A 20,120-nucleotide genomic window follows, 5' to 3' on the forward strand; every position below is an offset into this window, starting at 1 on the left:
ACTTTCAAAACTTAAGAGGTGATCAGGAAATGGGTGGGAGATCAGGCGAACGCCGCAAGTTGCGGGACCAACTGGACGAACATCTCTTCGCCCTCGACGAGCAACGGTTCCACCTTTTCGTGGATCGTATTGCGCATAGCACACCACAATGTGATCGCGCGGACCATCAGCCACGACGTCGACGGCACAGCGGCCTTCGCGTGCAGCATCACCAGATCGAGGTTGCGGTGCTCGAACAATAGCCGGCCCGATCCGCTTTCCAGGATATAGCGGCCCTTGATTCGGGACACGCACAGTTCGCACGCCTGATCCGGCAGCGGGCCCAACAGGTAGAACTGGGCGTCGCCGGCTTCCGTCATGCCGGTTTCCCAGTCACGCCCGGTACCCGGCGCAAGCGTTTTCTCCAGCGCCGTGACAATGGTGCGGAGTTCCCTTTCGCTCCATTCGCCGGTGTCATGTTTGCGCGCGAACGCAACCACATTCATTTCTTTTCTGCTCCGAACAGCAGCCGATACATTTCCGGCTCGTAGTACATTAACAGATGCCTAGCGAAGGCGGCCTGTTCAAGGCCCAATTCGTTCGCCCACGCGCCCATGATTTCGGTTGGAACACGGCTGAACCCGTTCTCGACCTGCGAGATGAACGTGTAATATTTCAACCCAAGGCGCGCGGCGAGATCGGCCTGCGACAATTCGGCATCCGCCCGGCGCTGCTTCAGCCAATCCCCCGCCAATTTGCGCAATTGCTTGGCATCGGGAGCGGCCTTGGCCGACGGCCGTTCAGCGAAAACATCTTGATGTTTTCCACGTTTCATGTTTACTAAACTAGCCAATATGAATTGCACGATAGGTCATGCTTCCTACCACAATTCGAGCTCGCGAAGTAGAACCGATGGCCCTGCTAGACCGCAGTCAATTTGTCCGAGCTGTCGAGCGCGCACCGTCAGCCCGTGTGAAGGAGCTGACGGCCGGCATTCTCTTGGCCACACTACTCTTGGCGCTCGCGATCCGAAACGTGGTGCCGGCCGACGCGCTGGCGCCGATCATCGTCACGCTGCTGTTTGCGGTTGCCGCGACAACGGCCGCCCTCGCACTGCTTTGCCGCGCCGGCCAATTCCGCATGGCGTGGTTCGAGATCGCCGGCAGCCTGACGTTTATCGGCGTCGTCCTCTCCGTGCTGATCGAGCCTGATCAACTAACGAGGCTGTGCGGCACTTCCGACCAATCTGAGTAAGGAACCAACTTTCCCGCGCAGTTTCGACTGCGCCTTCGACTATGTGCGTCCAAGCCCGGGCCCCTCTGGCAGTTCAAGCGAGCTGCGATGTCGGATTGGACCTGAACGGAGTGGCCCACATGCTGGAATTGATCTCCTCGCAACACCTGACAGCACTTTTCCAGGTCATCATGATCGACCTGGTGCTCGCCGGCGATAACGCCATCGTTATCGGGCTTGCAGCCGCCGGGCTGCCCGAGGGTCAGCGCAAGAAGGCGATTCTTGTCGGCATCCTGGCAGCCACGGCGCTGCGCATCGGCTTTGCCAGCATCACGGTGCAGCTGTTGCAGATCATCGGGCTGTTGCTTGCCGGCGGCGTTCTGCTGCTTTGGGTGTGCTGGAAGATGTGGCGCGAGCTGCAGGCCTCGCACGCGCATCAACCGAAGTTCCACGATCTGTCGGCCGCAAGAACGATGGACGCCACCGTTGCGCCCGGTCATCGTCAGAAGACACTTGGTCAGAAGACACTTGGCCAGGCGGTATGGCAGATCACCCTCGCCGACGTATCGATGTCGCTCGACAACGTGCTGGCCGTTGCAGGCGCCGCACGGGAACACCCGATCATTCTGATATTCGGCCTTGGGCTTTCGATTGCACTGATGGGTTTCGCGGCCAACTTTATTGCGCGTCTATTGGAAAAGCACCGCTGGGTCGCCTATGTCGGCCTTTTGATCATCCTCTATGTCGCCTTCGACATGTGCTATCGCGGCGCGCTGGAGTTGTGGCCACACCTCAACGTCTAGTCGTTTCCCAACTACGCCATTTTTCAACGCTTAAGAGGTCGTTAATCGGCTTCGGCGAAAGTGCCCCGATTCGATACAATCCAGTAGCGTGCGGGGAAAGCCATGGCTGCCACCATCTTGATTGCCGACGACGACGCCGTGCAGCGCCGTTTGGTTGAAAATATGGTGCAGAAGTGCGGCTATGAGCCCCTTGTCGTCGAAAACGGCGATGCCGCCGTCGCCCTGCTGACCTCCCCGGATGCGCAGGTGATCGACGCGGTCGTGCTCGACCTCGTGATGCCCGGCCTCGACGGCCTCGGCGTGCTCGCCAAACTCCGCGACGCCGGCGTCAGCATCCCCGTCATCGTGCAAACGGCCCATGGCGGCATCGACAACGTGGTTTCAGCGATGCGTGCCGGCGCGCAGGATTTCGTGGTCAAGCCGGCCAGCTTCGAGCGGCTGCAGGTGTCGCTGCGCAATGCGCTCAACACCTCGGCGCTCAAGGGCGAATTGCAGCGCATCCGCCACAGCCGCGAGGGACGCCTGACCTTCGCCGATATCATCACCCGCAGCGAGGCCATGTCGGCCGTGCTGCGCACCGCGCAGAAGGCGGCCACATCGGGCATTCCGGTGCTGATCGAGGGCGAATCCGGCGTCGGCAAGGAATTGTTCGCCCGTGCCATTCATGGTTCCAGCGACCGCAAGTCCAAGCCGTTCGTCGCGGTCAATTGCGGCGCCATTCCCGACAATCTCGTGGAATCGATCCTGTTCGGTCACGAGAAGGGCGCGTTCACCGGCGCCACCGAACGCCACATGGGCAAGTTCGTCGAAGCTTCCGGCGGCACGCTGTTTCTCGACGAGGTCGGCGAGTTGCCGCTGGCCGCTCAGGTAAAACTGCTGCGCGCGCTGCAGGAGGGCACCGTCGAGGCAGTCGGCGGCCGCAAGCCGGTAAAGGTCGACGTCCGCATCATCTCCGCGACCAACCGCAAGCTGCTCGACCTCGTGAAGAGCGGCGCATTCCGCGAGGATCTGTTCTACCGGCTTCACGTGCTGCCGCTGACGATCCCGCCCTTGCGGATGCGGCGCGAAGACATCCCGCATCTGCTCCGACACTTCCTGGCGCGCTTTGCCGCCGAGGAAAACCGCACCATCACCGGCATCAGCGGCGAGGCGGTCGCCCATCTCGCGCAGCTCGATTGGCCCGGCAACATCCGCCAGCTCGAGAACACGGTGTATCGCGCCGTGGTGCTGAGCGAGAGCGACATGCTTGCCCTGTCCGATTTCCCGCAAACGATCGGTCAAGCCCAACCGGACAGCGAGCTTCCCCACAGCGAACCGCTGGTCGTCGCGCCGTCCCTGGTGTCGGGTAGCGACATACCGATTGCCCCGCTGAACAATGGCGGCAGTCTTTCAATGCTCACGGCCACCGGCGAGGTCCGGCCGCTCGAAGAGATGGAAAACGAGATCATCCGTTTTGCGATCTCGCACTATCGCGGCCAGATGTCGGAAGTCGCACGCCGCCTCAAGATCGGTCGCTCCACGCTCTACCGCAAACTCGATGAGGCCGCCGACAGCCCCGCTGAAGGCGGCGCGCAGGATGCCAATTGAGCCGAGAAAAAACGCGCGCTCGAATCCTTGCCCGATTATGGCGTCCACGTGGCAAAGATCGTGGCAAACCAAGGACATCTGTCGTTCGGAAGCTTTTGAACCGTGGCTTGGGGGTGACAGACAAAAGGCGGGGAGCGTGGCAAAAACGCGCGACCCGAGTTCAAATGGGTAGTTTGAGGTCAGTTTGTCGTGAGTTGTCCCGCATGGCGCTGGCTGCATGAAGGGGGCACATGTATCGTCTCGCGTTAATCGTGGCGTGCAGGCGTACAACTGAACCGAAGCCGGCGCTTTCCCGCGCAAGCTATGACGAGCGATGCTAACTGTTCCATGCCGGGGCAGTTTCGCCCAAGGGGGTGTGACGATGCGTGACTGTTCGATGAACCGTGCAGGATTTGACCGCGTGCTGATGGCCGTCGCGGCAACCTTCCTCACGGTATCCGCGACCTCAGCACTGGCGGGTCAGTCGACGACGCTGCGCCCCAGTGCTGCCGAGCTCGCGATCGACGCAGCAGTACCTCGTCCCGAACCCGCCAACATTCCGCCGCCGACCATCGGCGATTTCAAGATGGACTCCACCGCCTCGGTGCCTGACGTGACCAAGGCGATCGACAAGCCGGCCGAGCCCGCCGCGGCCACGAAGACCACCGAACCCAAGACCACCGAACCCAAGCCCGCCGACACGGCGGCCGCACCTGCTGCGAACGATGCCACGACCGCTGCGCCGCCGGCGGCGACAGCCACCGCGCCCGCTGCCGAACCCGCCAAGGAGCCGGTGAAGGTCTCAACCGTCGCGCCGGCCGACCAGCCGGTCGCCGACCGGCTGCGCGACATGCTCGGTACCAAGTCGCTGCGCTATTTCGACCGCAAGAATGAGCGCACGGCCGTCGAGAAGTTCTACGCCGCCCGCGACTATGCGCCGCAATGGACGCAAGCCGGCAAGTTGACCGACAGCGGCAAGGGCGTGATCGCCCGTTTGAAGGACGCCGGTGCCGAAGGCCTCAATCCGACCGACTATCCGGTGCCGGATTTTGCTTCCGCGACCTCGCCGGATCTGCTCGCCGAAGCCGAACTGAAGCTGACCGCGAGCATGCTTGACTATGCGCGGCAGGCGCAGAGCGGCCGGATGCACTGGTCGCAGGTTTCTGCCGACATCCAGTATCCGGAACACCCGACCGACCCGGCCGAAGTGCTCGCCAATATCTCGACCGCCAAGGACGCCTCCGCCGCGCTCGAGGCCTATAATCCGCCGCACAAGCTCTACAAGGAGCTGAAGGCCAAGCTCGCCGAGCTGCGCGGCCAGGGCGACGGGCCGCTGCTCCAGATCGCCGACGGCCCGGCGCTGGCCTACAAGGCCGCGACTAAGAAGCAGGGTGAGGTGGCGCCGGAAGATTCGCGCGTGCCGCAACTGCGCGCCAAGCTCCACGTCTCCGACCATCCCGACAGCACACTTTACGACGCCAAGGTCGCCGCTGCCGTGCGCAAGTTCCAGGAAAGCGTCGACCTCAAGCCGACCGGCGTGCTCGACGACCGTACCGTGAAGGCGCTCAACAGCCCGAAGCGCGACCGGCAGATCGACACCGTGCTGGTCAACATGGAGCGCTGGCGCTGGCTGCCGCGCCAGCTCGGCGCTTCCTCGATCGGCAACGCCTATGTCATCCTCAACGTGCCTGATTTCACGCTTAAGGTGATGCAGAACGGCGCGCAGGTCTGGACCACGCGCGTGGTGACCGGAAAGCCCGGCAAGCATGCGACGCCGATGCTGACGGAGACGATGAAGTTCATCACGGTCAATCCGACCTGGAACGTTCCGCCGTCGATCATCTACAACGAATACCTGCCGGCCCTGCAGCAGGACCCGACCGTGTTGCAGCGCATGGGCCTGAAGCTCGAGCGCAACCGCGACGGCAGCATCCATATTTCGCAGCCACCGGGCGAGGCCAATGCGCTCGGCCGTGTCCGCTTCAACTTCCCGAACAAATTCCTGGTCTATCAGCACGACACGCCGGACAAGCATCTGTTCGCCAAGGAGGAGCGTGCGTTCAGCCACGGCTGCATGCGCGTGCAGAACCCGGATGTGTATGCGGCGACATTGCTCAACATCACAATGCCGAACGAGCGCTACACGCCGGAGAGAATTCGCAGCATGTACGGCCGTAGCGAGATCGACCTGAAATTCCCGACGCCGATCCCGGTGAACATCACCTACCAGACCGCGTTCGTGGACGATGCCGGCAAGCTGCAGATCCGCAAGGACGTCTATGGCCGCGACGCCGTCATGATCGCACTGCTCAAGAACGGCCGCAACAAGGACCTGGAGGCCATGGTCGCCCATGCCCAGCCGAGCTATACGCGGCCGTCCGGCTCGAGCCTGCCGGCGGGGGTCAACTTCGCCAGCGACAACACCTACTCGTCCGGCCCCTCGTTCTTCGAGCGCCTGTTCGGAGGTCCGTCGACCGCCGCGACGCCCCCCGCCCCGATTGGCCGCCGGCCGCAGCAGCGCTTCACCCGGTAATCCCGGACGACTACGGTCCGCGTGCCCGCCGGCTAGAATTTCTTAATGAAATCAACAACCTTTCCTTCCGGGAGAGGTTGTTTACGTTAACCATTATCCCTGCCGCATCAGGCATGCGGCACTTTTTTGCCACAGTCCGCGGGTTAGGTTAAGGCTTGCTTGGGGGCAGGTACGGTAAATCTCGGTTAACCGTCCTGCTTTAAGAATGCGTTCACCGTCTTTTGCCGGGGGTCTGCAAAAGAATCACCGTGAACGCTCGTCGACTGGGTGGGCTCATACGTGCTGGCTGGTTTCGCGCGCCAATTCAATCCGCTTGCTCTGCCAAAGGCCGGATACCGGATCGGCTTGACATCGCTATTGCTGCTCGCCGGCGCCGGCACGGTGCATGACGCGACCGCGCTGAACGAGACCCGCACCCTCTCCTTCCACCACACCCATTCCGACGAAGACCTCACCGTCACCTTCAAGCGCGACGGCCGCTACGACGAAGACGCGCTGAAGAAACTCAACCACTTCCTCCGCGACTGGCGCAGCCAGGACTCCACCACGATGGATCGGCACCTGTTCGATATCATCTGGGAGGTCTACCGCGACGTCGATGGCAAGAAGCCGATCCAGATCATCTCCGCCTACCGCTCTCCCGCCACCAACGCCATGCTTCGCCGCCGCTCTTCCGGCGTCGCGCGTTTCAGCCAGCACATGCTCGGCCACGCGATGGATTTCTACATCCCGGACGTGCCGCTGGAGAATATCCGCGCCGCGGGCCTCCGGCTGCAGCGTGGCGGCGTCGGTTTCTATCCGACCTCGGGCTCGCCGTTCGTTCATCTTGATACCGGCAGCATTCGTCACTGGCCGCGCATGACCCACGACCAGCTGGCCAGGGTCTTCCCGGACGGGCGCACGGTTCACCAGTCCACCAGCGGGCCGATGAAGGGCTATGAGCTGGCCCGTGCCGACATCGAACGCCGCGGCAATGGCGACGATGCCTCGACCAGCAAGTTGCCGAACCTGTTCGCGGCGCTGTTCAAGGGCGGCAGCAAGTCGGCGGAAGAGGATGACGAGGGCGGCAGCGCGCCAGTCAGGAACGAGAAGCCGGCGCCGGCCAGCGTGGCCGCCGCGAAATCCGCCGACCCGGTCCCGACGCCACGCGCAAAACCGGTCGGTGCGACCGTTCAGCTCGCCGCAGCCGACGCGCAGATCGTGCAGGCGACGAAGGCCAAGGCCGAAACCAAGGCTGAAACCAAGGCTGAGGCGAAGCCGGCCCAGCAGGCCGCCGCCGACACCGGCGAGCCGAAGCCGCAGACCCCGGCCGATATCATCAATTCCCGCGGCTTCTGGGACGACATACCGAAATCAACCAACCAGGCCACGCCCGCGCAGGTCGCCGCCCTCCGCGCCCGTCAGGCCCTTGCCGCCGCCACCGATCCGCAGCCGACCGCCAGCGTCACCGAATCCTTCAACCGCGCGATGGCCTATGCACCGGCCGCCTCCTCTCCGGTCGACCGCGCCAACATCGTGGCGGCCACCGCGCCCGTACCGCGCTCCGTCCGCCCGGCGCGCAAGGACAGCGCTGCCGCAACCGAAATCAACACCGTGGTCGCCAAGGGGCCGCAGGGCAACTCCCAGGGCCAGGATGCCGTGGTCGCCAACGCGACCCGCCTAGCCGCCGCCCGCGGCAACGATGTCTGGATGCGGGTCGTGATGCTGGCGCCGAGCGCAAGCAGCGCCATGTCGACGACCGTGCTCGGCGACACCGAGATGACCCAGATGCGCGCCTTCTTCGTCAAGCCGAAGGCCGCGATCGCCATGACCTTCTCGGATGATCCGATGATGGGCATGAGCTGCGACAGCTTCACGGGATCGGCCACCACGCAGCTGCCGACCCAGTCTTTCGTGATGCGCACCGCCGCGCTGCGCTAGGCGCGCTGTTTCTCAAAAATCGCTGTCGTCCTCGCGAATGCGAGGACCCATAACCACCAATGCGAGTCGTTAAAGCTTGCTGGGGCTCCAGCATTCTTCAACTTGACCATCGGTGGCTGGGTCCCGGATCGCGCTTCGCTTGTCCGGGACGACGAGGGACTTGTGTGGCGGCCTATGGCCTCACAGCATCCCGAGCGCCTGCATGTAGGTTTCCAAAATGGTTTCCTGCTCGGCGCGCTCGTTGGCGTCCTGCTTGCGCATTCGCACGATGGTGCGCAGCGCCTTGGTGTCGAAACCGTTGCCCTTGGCTTCGGCATAGACGTCGCGGATGTCGTCGGAAATCGTCTTCTTTTCTTCTTCCAGCCGTTCGATGCGCTCGACGATGGCCTTGAGCTGGTCTTTGGCGAATCTGTGCGCGACCTCGTCCTGGACGGCAGCGGCGGTGGAGGAGGTGGCCATCGGATACTCCTGAAATGGAACTGAATGGTGATGCTGAAAGATCAAGCGCCGCACGCGTTACCGCACGGCGCTTTTTGCAGATTGACCCTCAAGATCGGGGGCCCTTGCGTCAAGGCGGCATCGCGCTCATCCACAGCGCGCCCACAGGAGATGACGGTTCGCCGTCATTCCGGGGCGATGCGAAGCATCGAACTATGGGGCGCCCTTGCGCCCCTGAGAATCTCGAGATTCCGGGTCTGGTGCTGGCGCACCATCCCGGAATGACGGGCCCAGTTAGTTGGAGATTAAGAGTCTCACCAAGCTCAATGCCCGGGATGAACCTTCTTCATTGCGGCAAGCTGTTCCGGCGTCGCCGTGCCCTGGTGCTTCGCCTTCCACTCCTCATAGGGCATGCCGTAGATCGCCTCACGGCTCTCGTCTTTGCTGATGGCGATGCCCTTGGCGTCGGCCTCCTCCTTCATCCAGTTGGAGAGGCAGTTGCGGCAGAAGCCGGCCAGATTCATCAGATCGATGTTCTGGACATCGGTCCTGCTGCGCAGATGGCTGACCAGGCGCCGGAAAGCGGCGGCTTCCAATTCCGTTCTGGTTTTGTCGTCAATCGTCATGGCGGGGTGCTGCCTCATAGGGTGCCGGGCATTTGATCTCAGGTGGGAATTTGTCACAGATTTTGCCATATCTGCGCGCAAAATTGGCAACCTCACAGGGAGCCCGGTTTCCCGTAGCGCGGGAAAGGCGTTCCCCGGCCGTTGACAGGTCCCGCCGGCTCACGCGAAATCGTCAATGATTTGATATAGCTTGGCTGCATGATTGCAAAAGATTCGCGCTGCTTGTCCCCCTTTCGCGCTCGCATGGCCGCCAGTATGGCGGCGCTGCTGGCGTTGGCGGCGACGTGCCTGTGGAGCGATCCTGCGGCGGCCGATTTCCGGCTCTGTAACAACACTTCCAGCCGGGTCGGCATTGCGCTCGGCTACAAGGACGCCGAGGGCTGGACCACCGAAGGCTGGTGGAACGTGTCCTCGCGCAGTTGCGAGACCCTGCTACGCGGAACTCTTGTCGCACGTTACTATTACATCTACGCGCTCGACTATGACCGCGGCGGTGAATGGTCGGGGCAGGCCTTCATGTGTTCGCGTGACAAGGAATTCACCATCAAGGGCACCGAGAATTGCCTGGCGCGCGGCTACGACCGCACGGGCTTCTTCGAGGTCGATACAGGCGAACAGCGAGCGTGGACCGTGCAACTGACCGAAGCCAACGAACAGCCGGCACAACGCGTGCCAGGGATTCCGGGAACGATGGGACCGGGCGGCCCCGGCGGGGTGCCCGGGCTCGCCAATCCGCCGCCGGGCGGATCGGGTCTGCCGCCAGCCCCGGCGCCCAAGCAATGAGACGGCTTCGTCGCATCAAGATCCTCGCGACCCTCGGCCCGGCATCATCAGACAGCGCGATGATCCGGAAGCTGTTCGAGGCCGGCGCGGACGTGTTTCGCATCAACATGAGCCACACCCCGCATGACAAGATGCGGGAGCTGGTCACGACCATCCGCAATGTCGAGAGCAGCTACGGCCGCCCGATCGGCATCCTGGTCGACCTGCAGGGTCCGAAGTTGCGCCTTGGCGCTTTCGCCGACGGCTCGACGCAGCTCAAGAACGGCCAGAGTTTTGTGCTCGATTCCGACAAGGCGCCGGGCGACAACAACCGCGTGCAGCTGCCGCATCCGGAAATCCTCGCGGCCCTTCGGCCCGGCCATGCGCTATTGCTCGACGACGGCAAGGTGCGCCTGATCGCCGAGGAAACCTCGCCCGAGCGCGCGGTGACGCGCGTCGTGATCGGCGGCAAGATGTCGGACCGCAAGGGCGTCAGCCTGCCCGATACCGATCTGCCGGTGTCGGCGATGACGCCGAAGGACCGCGCCGATCTCGAAGCTGCACTGGTGACCGGGGTCGACTGGATCGCGCTCTCCTTCGTGCAGCGCGCCGAGGACGTTCACGAGGCCAAGCGGATGATCCGCGGCCGCGCCGCTGTCATGGCCAAGATCGAGAAGCCGCAGGCGATCGACCGCCTCGCCGAGATCATCGATGCATCAGATGCGCTGATGGTGGCGCGCGGCGACCTCGGCGTCGAGCTGCCGCTGGAGCGGGTGCCGAGCCTGCAGAAGCAGATGACGCGGATGGCACGCCGCGCCGGCAAGCCGGTGGTGATCGCAACCCAAATGCTGGAATCGATGATCCAGGCGCCGGTGCCGACCCGCGCCGAGGTCTCCGACGTCGCGACCGCCGTCTATGAGGGCGCCGATGCCATCATGCTGTCGGCTGAATCCGCCGCCGGCAAATTCCCGGTCGAGGCAGTCTCCACCATGAACCGCATCGGCGAGGAAGTGGAGCGCGACCCGACCTATCGCACGGTGCTGTCGGCGCAGCGGGCCGAACCAGAGAATACGGTCGGCGACGCCATCGCGGACGCCGCCCGGCAGATCGCCGAAACATTGGAATTATCCGCGATCATCTGCTGGACCTCGTCAGGCTCCACGGCGATCCGCGTAGCCCGCGAGCGGCCGAAGCTGCCGGTGGTGGCGATCACGCCGAACCTTGAGACCGGCCGTAAATTGTCGGTCGTCTGGGGCGTGCATTGCGTGGTGGCGGAAGACGCGCACGACCAGGACGACATGGTCGACCGTGCCGGCTCGATCGCGTTTCGTGACGGCTTCGCCAACGCAGGCCAGCGCGTGATCATCGTCGCCGGCGTGCCGTTGCGCATCCCCGGCACCACCAACATGGTGCGCATCGCCACTGTCGGCGGGGAAGGCAAGCCCGAGAAGTGACGGCGCCGCCGTCAGCTCTCGCGTCATTCCGGGGCGATGCGCGGCAGAACTACACCAGCTTCGCATCCAGCGTGATGTTGGTGTTCAGCAGCTTCGACACCGGGCAGCCGGCCTTGGCCTTGCCAGCCAGTTCCTGAAACTTCGCATCCTCAGCGCCCGGTATTTTCGCATTCAGCGTCAGGTGAACCGAGGTGATGGCAAAGCCATCGCCCTGCTTTTCCAGCGTGACGTCGGCCTTGGTCTCCATGTGCTCGGCGATGAGCTTGGCCTCACCGAGGATCAGCGACAGCGCCATGGTAAAGCAGGCGGCATGCGCCGCGCCGATCAACTCTTCCGGATTGGAGCCCGCCTTGCCTTCGAAGCGGCTGGCGAAGCCGTAGGGATAATCATTCAGCGCGCCGCTTTTGGTCGAAATCGCGCCCTTGCCGTCCTTGATGCCGCCCTGCCACTTGGCTGAACCTGATGTCGTTGTCATGGCATGCTCCTGCTCACGGGGATTGGACCGTCGATAAGCCACAAGCTGGCAAATGGTTGCGACAGATGCATGTCGTGAATGATGGGAAGCTAGGCCCCAACCAGCGCCTTGGCCGGCAGCACCGCCTGCACCACGAGGCCGCGGGCGCGGGCGTCCATCACGCCGACGGCGCGCAGCGCCAGCAGCGTGACCGTTTGCACGGCATCGCGCAGCTTGGCGGGATCATCGAGGTTTTCCGGCGCCAACGGGCCGACCAGCGATTCATGCAGCGCGCCGAGCAGCGCGGTCGCGGCGAGCGCCGTATCCTGCGCGGGAAGATGGCCGGCGCGCACCGCGGCGTCGATCCGGGTCGCAATCTCGCCGGAGATTTCGCGGCGGCTGGCAAGCCGCGACACCGAGACGTCGACATCGACCGGCTCGGCCAGGATGCCCCAGGCGAGCTTGCGCTGCGACAGCACATGGACGGCAACGGTAGTAACGGCGGCCGCCAACGCCGAGGACGGTCCCGGTGCGGCGTCGGCCGCGCGGCGAATCGCCGCCAGTTCGTCGCGCGAAACCTCCGCGATCAGTTCGGAGATCAGCTCGGCCTTGGAAGGAAAGTAACGGTAAACGGTACCGGCCGCGACATTGGCGCGGACCGCCACCGGCGCAATCTGCACCGCCGCCATGCCGCCCTCCGCCGCAGCGTCCCGCGCCGCCGCCAGGATGGCGCTGCGCCGGGCCGCCAGCCGTTTTACGACCTGATGGGTTCGCCGATAGACCATGGCGCGTTGTCCGTCCCCGGCGCGCTCTCGAGCCCCGTGGAGCCTTTCCGGAACGCGCGCACCTGCAATCCCTTGAGCGACAAGTATGCTTGCGCCTTGAAGAAGTGAACAACTATTCACGACCGATGACAAGCTGGTTTTGCGAACCGGCAGGATACGATCTTTCCGGCAACCCCCGTTCAGACCATTAACAGGCCCTCAACGCCGCCCGGCTAGCATGCGGGCAATGGGCAGCCTCAAATCATTCCCCGCGCTTTGGCGGACCCGCCGATGGCCGCGCCTCGCTATATTCCTGGCCGGCGGACTGCTGATCGGCATCATCATCGGCGCGTTCATGAAGTGGCGCGCGAGCGGGTCCGATTGGGCCACCATACCGCCGCCGCCGCGCGTGGAACGGCCATGCAGCCCAGTATCCGGCAAGACGGCGATCATCGTCGTGCATGGCCAGAGCAACGCGGCCAACTGGGGCAGCGCTCGGTATACGGCGCGCGAAGCCGTCGACAATTTCGATCCCGCAACGGGCAGATGCTTTGCCGCCGCCGACCCGCTGCTCGGCACCGACGGCATGGGTGGCAGCTTTGCAACGCATCTTGGTGACATGCTGATCCAGAGCGGACGCTACGACCGGGTGATCCTCATGCCGATCGCCAAGGGCGGCGCCTCGCTTTCCTACCTGAACGACGAGGGTGCCGAGCTGACGACCAACGGCATTGCGAAACTGAAGGCTGCGGGCCTGACGCCCACGCACATCCTGTTTCAGCAGGGCGAACGGGATGCGCTGATGACGACGTCAGCCGAACAATATGCCGCGTTGCTGCATCAGCTCGTGAAGCGGTTTCGCGCCGTCGGTTTCGATGCACCGTTCTACGTGTCGCGCAGCGCGAAATGCGACTATGCCGGCCCGACGAACATCGCGGCAGTCCGCGCCGGGCAGCTAGCAGCGGTCGACGCGGCGCTGAACATCCGCCAGGGACCGGATACCGATACGATCGGAAATGAAGGCCGCAGCTCCGACGGCTGCCATATGAACGGGATCGGCACGCTTGCGAATGCCGCCCTGTGGGCGGCGTTCATCAAATAGCAGCACCCACCGCAACGGCCCTCGGCGCCGGCTCATGCCGCCACCATGATCCGGCGCGGCGCAGGATCAGCGCACCGACGAGCAGCGTGGCACCGAAGCCCGTCGGTATTCCCGTGAACATGTAGCAAGTGATGAGAGCGACGACGGCGCCGAGCGCCGGAAGCTCGTAAGAACGAAAGCCGCTCTTCAAGCCGATGCGGACGATGAAGCCGATCGGGATCGCCAGCACCATCATGTCGTAGACAAACAGATAGGGTGTGGTCAGCAGCGTGCCGACGGCAAGCGCCGCAGCCTTCAGCGTATACGGCACGCGGCTGCGCCACATCAGCGCCAGCACCACGGCAACCGAGGCGGTGAGAACCCACTGGAACGCCCAGCCGAGCGGCTCGCTGCCGCCGAAATAGCGTACCAGCGAGAAGATGCTTTGCAGCTTCCACCAGGTCGCCTTGCCCTCGGTCAGGAACGCCTGCGAAAAACGCGGCATCCAGTGAAAGAAGGCGAGCCAACTCTCAAAGCCCAAGGCGACCGCGGAAGCGAGCGCCAGCGCGACCGCGGTCACCGCGGCGCTGATGAACACCCGCCAATGCCCGGCCGCGATCAGCACGACCGGAAACAGCAGCCCGTATTGCGGCTTGTAGGTCAAAAGCCCGAGGCAAATGCCCGCGAGGACAGGCCGGACGGGGATCAGATAGATCGTGCCGCCGATCAGTGCCGCGGTGAGGAAGCCGTTCTGCCCGGCATAGGTGTTCATCAGCACCGTCGGAATCGCGAGTGCGATCAGGATGCCGAGATTGTGTCCGACGATGGCGCGCATGACAGCGAGATAGGGCAACATGCTGACATAGACCCAGCCGGCATAGCCCACCGAATAGGGCAGCATCGCGAGCAGCGAGGCGACGAGCAGAAATGGCGGCGGATAGTGCCAGGCAAAATAGCCGGTGAAGTCCTGTCCGAGCTTAGCGACCTCGACCTGCTTCTGGATGTCCCAATCATAGGCCTGTGCCGGAACGCCCTCGAGCACCAGGCGGCCGGCGGCCCAGACATTGATGAAGTCAGTCGGAATCCCGAGACCTTCCGGGTTGTAGATCCACCAGCTCGCGAAATAGGCCGCCGGACAAAGCGCGACATTGGCCACCGCCAGCGCCAGACACACTTTCACGAGCCACTCGGGAATAGCGGCTTGCTCGCGTGCGGTCTTCGGAGAGGCGATCATGCGCGGGTCCTTGCTTGTGCTCCTTTCCGAAGGCGCACACCCCAAGCAATAGGCCGGACTGAATTGAGGAAATCTTAAGTTTTGGGACGGTGACGCGGGTTATTCTCCGCCGTGCCGGCGTTCGCGGAGCCGACAGTGAGCCCCCTATTCCCAGCGCAGCGCGCCGCCTTCGTCGCGCGCTCTCCTTGCGCAATGACGGCTCGGCTGCACAGGTAGGCATGGCGCACTTCACACGACACGGCGCTTTGCCCGTCCTGTGATGCTGCCTATGCTTTGGCCACGTGAGATCGAAGGAGACCGCGATGCGCTTTTGGATTCAATGCACGAGGTTCGAGACGGGACAAACCATTCACATCAACATCGCGCTCGTCGGCAGCATGTCGCGCGACGGCGAGCGCACCGTGCTCGCCTTCGTCGGTGGCGACGGGCAGACGATCGAGGTGACGGAGACACCGGAACACATTCTGGCTGTACACCTCGGGGCTCCAACCGCGGCGCCATGATGTTTCACAAAAAAAACGCGGCGTCTCCGCCGCGTTTCCTATTCCACCTGCAATCCGCTTACGCCTGCGGCTGTGGCTCCAGACCCGGATCCGGATCAGGACGCGGGCGCGGCTTGCCGGCCGGCGGCACGGCGGAAGCGCGCGGCGTGCTTGGCTCGAGCACCGACTCGCGGTTGGGCTTCTTGCCCTTCAAGAGGTCGATGATCTCGTCACCGGTCAGCGTTTCGAACTCGAGCAGGCCCTTGGCGAGCGTCTCGAGGTCCTCGCGCTTCTCGGTGAGGATCTTGGTGGCCTCGTTATAGCCTTCCTCGACCAGCCGCTTGATCTCCTTGTCGATCTTCTGGACGGTCGCTTCCGACGCATTTTGCGTGCGTGACACCGACATGCCCAGGAACACCTCGTCCTGGTTCTCGCCGTAGGACACGGTGCCGAGCTCTTCGGACAGGCCCCAGCGCGTGACCATCATCCGTGCCAGGCGCGTCGCCTGCTCGATGTCGGAAGCGGCGCCGGAGGTAACCTTCTCGCGGCCGAAGATCAATTCTTCGGCGACACGGCCGCCCATCATAATGGCGAGGCGCGAGGTCATCTGCTCCAGCGACATCGACAGCTTGTCGCGCTCGGGCAGCTGCATCACCATGCCGAGCGCGCGGCCGCGCGGAATGATCGTCGCCTTGTGGATCGGATCGGTCGCGACGACGTTGAGGCCGACGATGGCGTGGCCACCTTCGTGATAGGCCGTTAGCAGCTTCTCTTCCTCGGTCATGACGAGCGACTTGCGCTCGGCGCCCATCATCACCTTGTCCTTGGCTTCCTCGAACTCGGCCTGCGTCACCATGCGCTTGTTGCGGCGGGCAGCGGTCAGCGCGGCCTCGTTGACGAGGTTCATCAGGTCGGCGCCGGAGAAGCCCGGGGTGCCGCGCGCGATGGTCTTGAGATTGATATCCGGCGCCAGCGGCACCTTGCGGACGTGAACCTTGAGGATCTGCTCGCGGCCGACGACATCCGGATTCGGCACCACGACCTGGCGGTCGAAACGGCCGGGACGCAGCAGCGCGGGATCGAGCACGTCGGGACGGTTGGTCGCCGCGATCAGGATCACGCCTTCATTGGCCTCGAAGCCGTCCATCTCGACCAGCAACTGGTTGAGCGTCTGTTCACGCTCGTCATTGCCGCCGCCGAGACCGGCGCCGCGATGACGGCCGACCGCGTCGATTTCGTCGATGAAGATGATGCAGGGTGCGTTCTTCTTGGCCTGCTCGAACATGTCACGCACGCGGCTGGCGCCGACGCCGACGAACATTTCGACGAAGTCCGAACCAGAGATGGTGAAGAACGGCACGTTGGCTTCGCCTGCGACCGCGCGCGCGATCAGCGTCTTGCCGGTGCCGGGAGGGCCGACCAGCAGCACGCCGCGCGGAATCCGGCCGCCGAGGCGTTGGAATTTGCCGGGGTCGCGCAGGAATTCGACGATCTCCTGCAAGTCCTGCTTGGCTTCATCGACGCCGGCGACATCCTCGAAGGTCACGCGGCCATGCGCCTCCGTCAGCATCTTGGCGCGCGACTTGCCAAAGCCCATCGCCTTGCCGGCGCCGCCCTGCATCTGGCGCGACAGGAAGATCCACACGCCGATCAGCGCAATGAAGGGCAGCCAGGAGACCAGCAGCGAGACGAACCACGGCACGTTGTCGCCGGGCGGCTTCGCGGTGATCGAGACCTTGGCGTCATAGAGCCGCTTCACCAGCGAAGGATCGCTGGGCGCATAGGTCTGGAAGCTCGAGCCATTGGTGAAGGTGCCGTGAATATCCGGCCCTTGGATCACGACGTCGCGCACGCGGCCCTGATCGACCTCGCTGAGCAACTGCGAGAATGAGATGTCCTGCGAGGACGTTCGCTGACCCGGATTCTGGAAAAGCGTGAACAATGCCAACAGCAGCAAGACTATGATGACCCAGAGGGCGAAGTTGCGCAGATTGGCGTTCATTGATCTTCCTTCGTGGTCGCGCGGATCGCGGCCCTATGTCCTTGGCAGTAAGCCTTGAAAATCCTTGGGTAGTGAGGCGAGAATCCCCGGTCCACTGCATCCCAATTTAGGTGGCGCCCGGGTCAATGCCAAGGGAACCACGCAGGACTATTTAACGCATCTTAACGCGATTCCCGGTCAAAAAATGGCGCAGAATCCGAGCTTTTTCCGGGGTGGTTAAGGCTCTCCGTCCCCATATCGCAGATACCGCGATAAGGAAATGGCACTCACACCCTGCTACCACGGCGCGGCGGCGCCGGGTCAACATGGATTCGACCTCGGATCAGGCTGATCGCGGCCCCCGCCAGCGTCTGTTTCAGCTTTGCCGGCCTCTCGCTACCAGCAATAGCCCGGTCCAGCACGGCCAACAGGGTTTCCACCTTGCCGAGTTCCGCAGGTCCTTCGTGGCCCGTCCGATCGATGGCGCGCTTGAGCAGCCGAAGCCGGATCTCTTCAGGCAGACCGGCAAATGCCTGCGCATCGAAGCCGAAGCGCGAGGCATCGTCGCGATTGTTCAAGGCGAGATAGCGCTCGGCGCCGTCGGCCAGAACCTCGATGGCGGCATTGGCCCGCGCCAGGCGAAACGCCAGCCGTGCCAGGTTTCGGCTGTCGCCGCCCTCCTCGGCCAGCGCCGGCATCAGTGCCCGCAGCCGCGGCCGCGTAAAGCTCATGTCGCGATTGGTGGGATCGTCGGCAAAGCTGATCTTCGCCTTGCCGAGTGTCGCAATGAGCCGGGATTTCGGGATATCCAGCAACGGCCGCGCCAGCCATACGCCCTCGCGTTCGCTCTCGCGCGCCATCGCCGCTAGACCCGCGATGCCGCTGCCGCGCAGCATCCGCATCAACAGCGTCTCGGCCTGATCGTCCCGGGTATGGGCGGTGAGGATATGCGTGGCGCCGCTCGCCTGCGCGGCCTTTGCCAGCAACTGATAGCGCGCCGCGCGTGCCGCGGCCGGCAGGCCGCTCTTCGGTTTCGCTCCGGTCCAGCGCAACGTGCGGTGAGGCAGATCGAGCTCACCCGCGAGCCGCTTGACGTCGCGCGCCTCCCGCGCTGCCTCCGGCCGCAAGCCATGATCGATGGTGACGGCAATCATACGCGGTCCCCGTTTCAGGCCGCGGCGCCAGCGCGCCGCCAGCCACATCAGGGCAAGCGAGTCGGGTCCTCCGGACACCGCCAGTACAAGCGCGGGCGCGGCCTTCCAGTGTGCAAACAGCTCTTTCGCTTGCTGTGCCGAGATCGGCGAATGGTCGGGATCGGGCATGGCTCTGCGGGCGTGGTGAGAACGCTTATGTTTGGAGCGATCTGTCCATTACCGCAAGGCGCTTGCCCTCCCGTCAACCCACATCCGCGACCACCGTTCCTATCGAGGCAGCTGTCTGCCGGCACGCGCTGGTTTAGGAACAAACCACAGAGGCCCTCGTTCGGGATTCTTCATCCCAACCGCCGAGGCCTCCCATGTATCACCATGTCAAGAAACTGATGTTCACCGTCCGCGTCGACGAGCCCGATCCGCGCTTCGGCAACATGCTGCTCGAACAGTTCGGCGGCGCCAATGGCGAACTCGCGGCCGCCATGCAGTATTCAATTCAAGGGCTCAACTGCGAGGATCCGGATCGCAAGGACCTCTTGATGGATATCGGCACGGAAGAGCTGAGCCACCTTGAGGTCGTCGGCACGCTGGCGCGCATGCATCTCAAACCCGCAAAGTTCGATCGTCAGGCCGCGGAGGCCGACCCGCTCATCGCCATCGCGGGCGGCGGCGGCGTCAACCTGTTCAACTCGCAAGGCAACGCCTGGACCGCCGACTATCTGAAGATCACAGGCGAGCTCGACGTCGACCTGCGCAGCAACATCGCGGCGGAGGCACGGGCCAAGATCGTCTACGAGCGGCTGATCAATTTCTGTGACGATGCCGGCACCAAGGACGCGCTGCAGTTCCTGATGACCCGCGAGATCACCCATATGAAGGCGTTCGCGCTGGCGCTTGAAAGCATGCAGAAGCCGGCCTTCAGCATCGGACGCATCGCACCGACCCCGGGGCTGGTCGATCAGTTCTTCAACGATTCCACCGGCACCGGCGATCACGGCGAGATCGACACCCGTGGCCCGTGGAATGAGGGCGGCGACTGGGTGTTCACGGAATCGCCCGCCATCCAGGCCGATGCAGGTGCCGGCACCGTCATCGTCACGGAGAGTTCGCCGCCCGTCGACGAAGCCGGCTTGACCGAACTCCTGATTGATGAGCTTCGCGACATCCTGCATGCGGAAAAGCAGCTCACCAAGGCGCTGCCGAAAATGGCCGAGGCTGCGCGCTTCGATCAGCTCCGCGAGCTGTTCGAGCAGCATCTCGTCGAGACCGAGAACCAGGTTGAGCGCATCAATGAATGCTTCGACCTGCTTGGCAAGACCGCCCGCGCAAAGCCCTGCAAAGGCATGATGGGGCTGATCGAGGAAGGCCAGGAGGTCATGACCGAGGGCGAGGAAAAGGAAGATGCCGCTGCCGACCTCGCGCTGATCGGCGCCGCCCAGCGCGTCGAGCATTACGAGATGTCGGCCTACACCACGGCAAAGAACCTCGCCCAGCAATTGCGCCACAGCGCGGTGGTCGCCTTGTTGTCGAAGTCGCTGGCGGAAGAGGAAAACTCCGATCAGCTTCTCAACCAAGTCGCGCGGTCGCTGATGTCGGTGGCGAAAATGCCGGCGGCGATCGAGCAGGCCGAATAGTAATCGACGCGGTTCGCCAATTTCT

Annotated in this window: 19 protein-coding genes; 10 read left to right on the forward strand and 9 right to left on the reverse strand. The window is 63.8% G+C overall.

Annotated features, from left to right (window positions below; translation table 11 throughout):
* Positions 1-41: 41 nt before the first annotated feature.
* Positions 42-485, reverse strand: a complete 444-nt coding sequence (locus QA643_RS35005) for a hypothetical protein (protein ID WP_283030198.1) — start codon at positions 483-485, stop codon at positions 42-44.
* Positions 482-844: a helix-turn-helix transcriptional regulator gene (locus QA643_RS35010; protein ID WP_283030199.1), complete on the reverse strand. Its 363-nt coding sequence runs from the start codon at positions 842-844 to the stop codon at positions 482-484. The genes QA643_RS35005 and QA643_RS35010 overlap by 4 nt, the downstream gene beginning before the upstream one ends.
* A gap of 47 nt (positions 845-891) precedes the next feature.
* Here QA643_RS35010 and QA643_RS35015 point away from each other — a divergent pair, with 47 nt between their 5' ends.
* The 5 genes from QA643_RS35015 to QA643_RS35035 all read left to right on the forward strand — a co-directional run bounded on the left by QA643_RS35015 (position 892) and on the right by QA643_RS35035 (position 8,034).
* Complete coding sequence (locus QA643_RS35015; protein WP_283030200.1) at positions 892-1,233, forward strand: hypothetical protein; 342 nt, start codon at positions 892-894, stop codon at positions 1,231-1,233.
* Between the two features lie 119 nt (positions 1,234-1,352).
* A complete protein-coding gene (locus QA643_RS35020; RefSeq protein ID WP_283030201.1) occupies positions 1,353-2,015 on the forward strand; it encodes a TerC family protein in 663 nt (220 codons plus the stop codon).
* A gap of 102 nt (positions 2,016-2,117) precedes the next feature.
* Positions 2,118-3,602, forward strand: coding sequence for a sigma-54 dependent transcriptional regulator (locus QA643_RS35025; RefSeq protein WP_283030202.1), 1,485 nt, complete (start codon positions 2,118-2,120; stop codon positions 3,600-3,602).
* Between the two features lie 361 nt (positions 3,603-3,963).
* Positions 3,964-6,114 carry a L,D-transpeptidase family protein gene (locus QA643_RS35030; RefSeq protein ID WP_283030203.1) on the forward strand — a complete coding sequence of 717 codons (2,151 nt, stop codon included), beginning with the start codon at positions 3,964-3,966 and terminating at the stop codon, positions 6,112-6,114.
* Positions 6,115-6,381: 267 nt separating this feature from the next.
* Complete coding sequence (locus QA643_RS35035) at positions 6,382-8,034, forward strand: DUF882 domain-containing protein (protein ID WP_283030204.1); 1,653 nt, start codon at positions 6,382-6,384, stop codon at positions 8,032-8,034.
* A gap of 180 nt (positions 8,035-8,214) precedes the next feature.
* Here QA643_RS35035 and QA643_RS35040 read toward each other — a convergent pair whose 3' ends face one another.
* Entirely contained in the window at positions 8,215-8,493 is a 279-nt protein-coding gene (locus QA643_RS35040) for a DUF2312 domain-containing protein (protein WP_283030205.1), read from the reverse strand.
* A 302-nt stretch (positions 8,494-8,795) separates the two neighbouring features.
* Positions 8,796-9,098 (reverse strand): DUF1244 domain-containing protein, encoded by a 303-nt coding sequence (locus tag QA643_RS35045; protein ID WP_283030206.1) that lies wholly within the window; start codon positions 9,096-9,098, stop codon positions 8,796-8,798.
* Positions 9,099-9,341: 243 nt separating this feature from the next.
* Here QA643_RS35045 and QA643_RS35050 point away from each other — a divergent pair, with 243 nt between their 5' ends.
* Both QA643_RS35050 and pyk read left to right on the forward strand, forming a co-directional pair.
* Positions 9,342-9,881 (forward strand): DUF1036 domain-containing protein, encoded by a 540-nt coding sequence (locus QA643_RS35050; RefSeq protein WP_283030207.1) that lies wholly within the window; start codon positions 9,342-9,344, stop codon positions 9,879-9,881.
* Positions 9,878-11,314 (forward strand): pyruvate kinase, encoded by a 1,437-nt coding sequence (pyk, locus tag QA643_RS35055; protein ID WP_283030208.1) that lies wholly within the window; start codon positions 9,878-9,880, stop codon positions 11,312-11,314. The genes QA643_RS35050 and pyk overlap by 4 nt, the downstream gene beginning before the upstream one ends.
* A 49-nt stretch (positions 11,315-11,363) precedes the next feature.
* Here the strand turns inward: pyk and QA643_RS35060 are convergent, their stop codons facing one another.
* Positions 11,364-11,789 carry an OsmC family protein gene (locus QA643_RS35060; protein WP_283030209.1) on the reverse strand — a complete coding sequence of 142 codons (426 nt, stop codon included), beginning with the start codon at positions 11,787-11,789 and terminating at the stop codon, positions 11,364-11,366.
* A gap of 89 nt (positions 11,790-11,878) precedes the next feature.
* Positions 11,879-12,553 carry a TetR/AcrR family transcriptional regulator gene (locus QA643_RS35065; protein ID WP_283030210.1) on the reverse strand — a complete coding sequence of 225 codons (675 nt, stop codon included), beginning with the start codon at positions 12,551-12,553 and terminating at the stop codon, positions 11,879-11,881.
* A gap of 226 nt (positions 12,554-12,779) precedes the next feature.
* Here QA643_RS35065 and QA643_RS35070 point away from each other — a divergent pair, with 226 nt between their 5' ends.
* On the forward strand, positions 12,780-13,634 hold the full coding sequence (locus QA643_RS35070; RefSeq protein ID WP_283030211.1) for a sialate O-acetylesterase: 855 nt from the start codon (positions 12,780-12,782) through the stop codon (positions 13,632-13,634).
* Here the strand turns inward: QA643_RS35070 and QA643_RS35075 are convergent.
* A complete protein-coding gene (locus tag QA643_RS35075; RefSeq protein WP_283030212.1) occupies positions 13,627-14,847 on the reverse strand; it encodes a glycosyltransferase family 87 protein in 1,221 nt (406 codons plus the stop codon). The two genes, QA643_RS35070 and QA643_RS35075, sit on opposite strands and share 8 nt — an antisense overlap.
* Before the next feature lie 302 nt (positions 14,848-15,149).
* Here QA643_RS35075 and QA643_RS35080 point away from each other — a divergent pair, with 302 nt between their 5' ends.
* A complete protein-coding gene (locus QA643_RS35080) occupies positions 15,150-15,350 on the forward strand; it encodes a hypothetical protein (RefSeq protein WP_283030213.1) in 201 nt (66 codons plus the stop codon).
* 58 nt (positions 15,351-15,408) lie between these two features.
* Here QA643_RS35080 and ftsH read toward each other — a convergent pair whose 3' ends face one another.
* On the reverse strand, positions 15,409-17,331 hold the full coding sequence (gene ftsH, locus QA643_RS35085) for an ATP-dependent zinc metalloprotease FtsH (protein ID WP_283030214.1): 1,923 nt from the start codon (positions 17,329-17,331) through the stop codon (positions 15,409-15,411).
* Positions 17,332-17,597: 266 nt separating this feature from the next.
* The gene (gene tilS / locus QA643_RS35090) at positions 17,598-18,632 is read right to left on the reverse strand and encodes a tRNA lysidine(34) synthetase TilS (protein ID WP_283030215.1); all 1,035 of its coding nucleotides are present in this window, start codon (positions 18,630-18,632) and stop codon (positions 17,598-17,600) included.
* Between the two features lie 194 nt (positions 18,633-18,826).
* Between tilS and QA643_RS35095 the strand changes: the two genes are divergently transcribed.
* Positions 18,827-20,095, forward strand: a complete 1,269-nt coding sequence (locus QA643_RS35095) for a DUF892 family protein (RefSeq protein WP_283030216.1) — start codon at positions 18,827-18,829, stop codon at positions 20,093-20,095.
* The last annotated feature ends 25 nt before the right edge of the window (positions 20,096-20,120 follow it).

The organism is Bradyrhizobium sp. CB3481, from assembly GCF_029714305.1.
GTDB lineage: Bacteria > Pseudomonadota > Alphaproteobacteria > Rhizobiales > Xanthobacteraceae > Bradyrhizobium.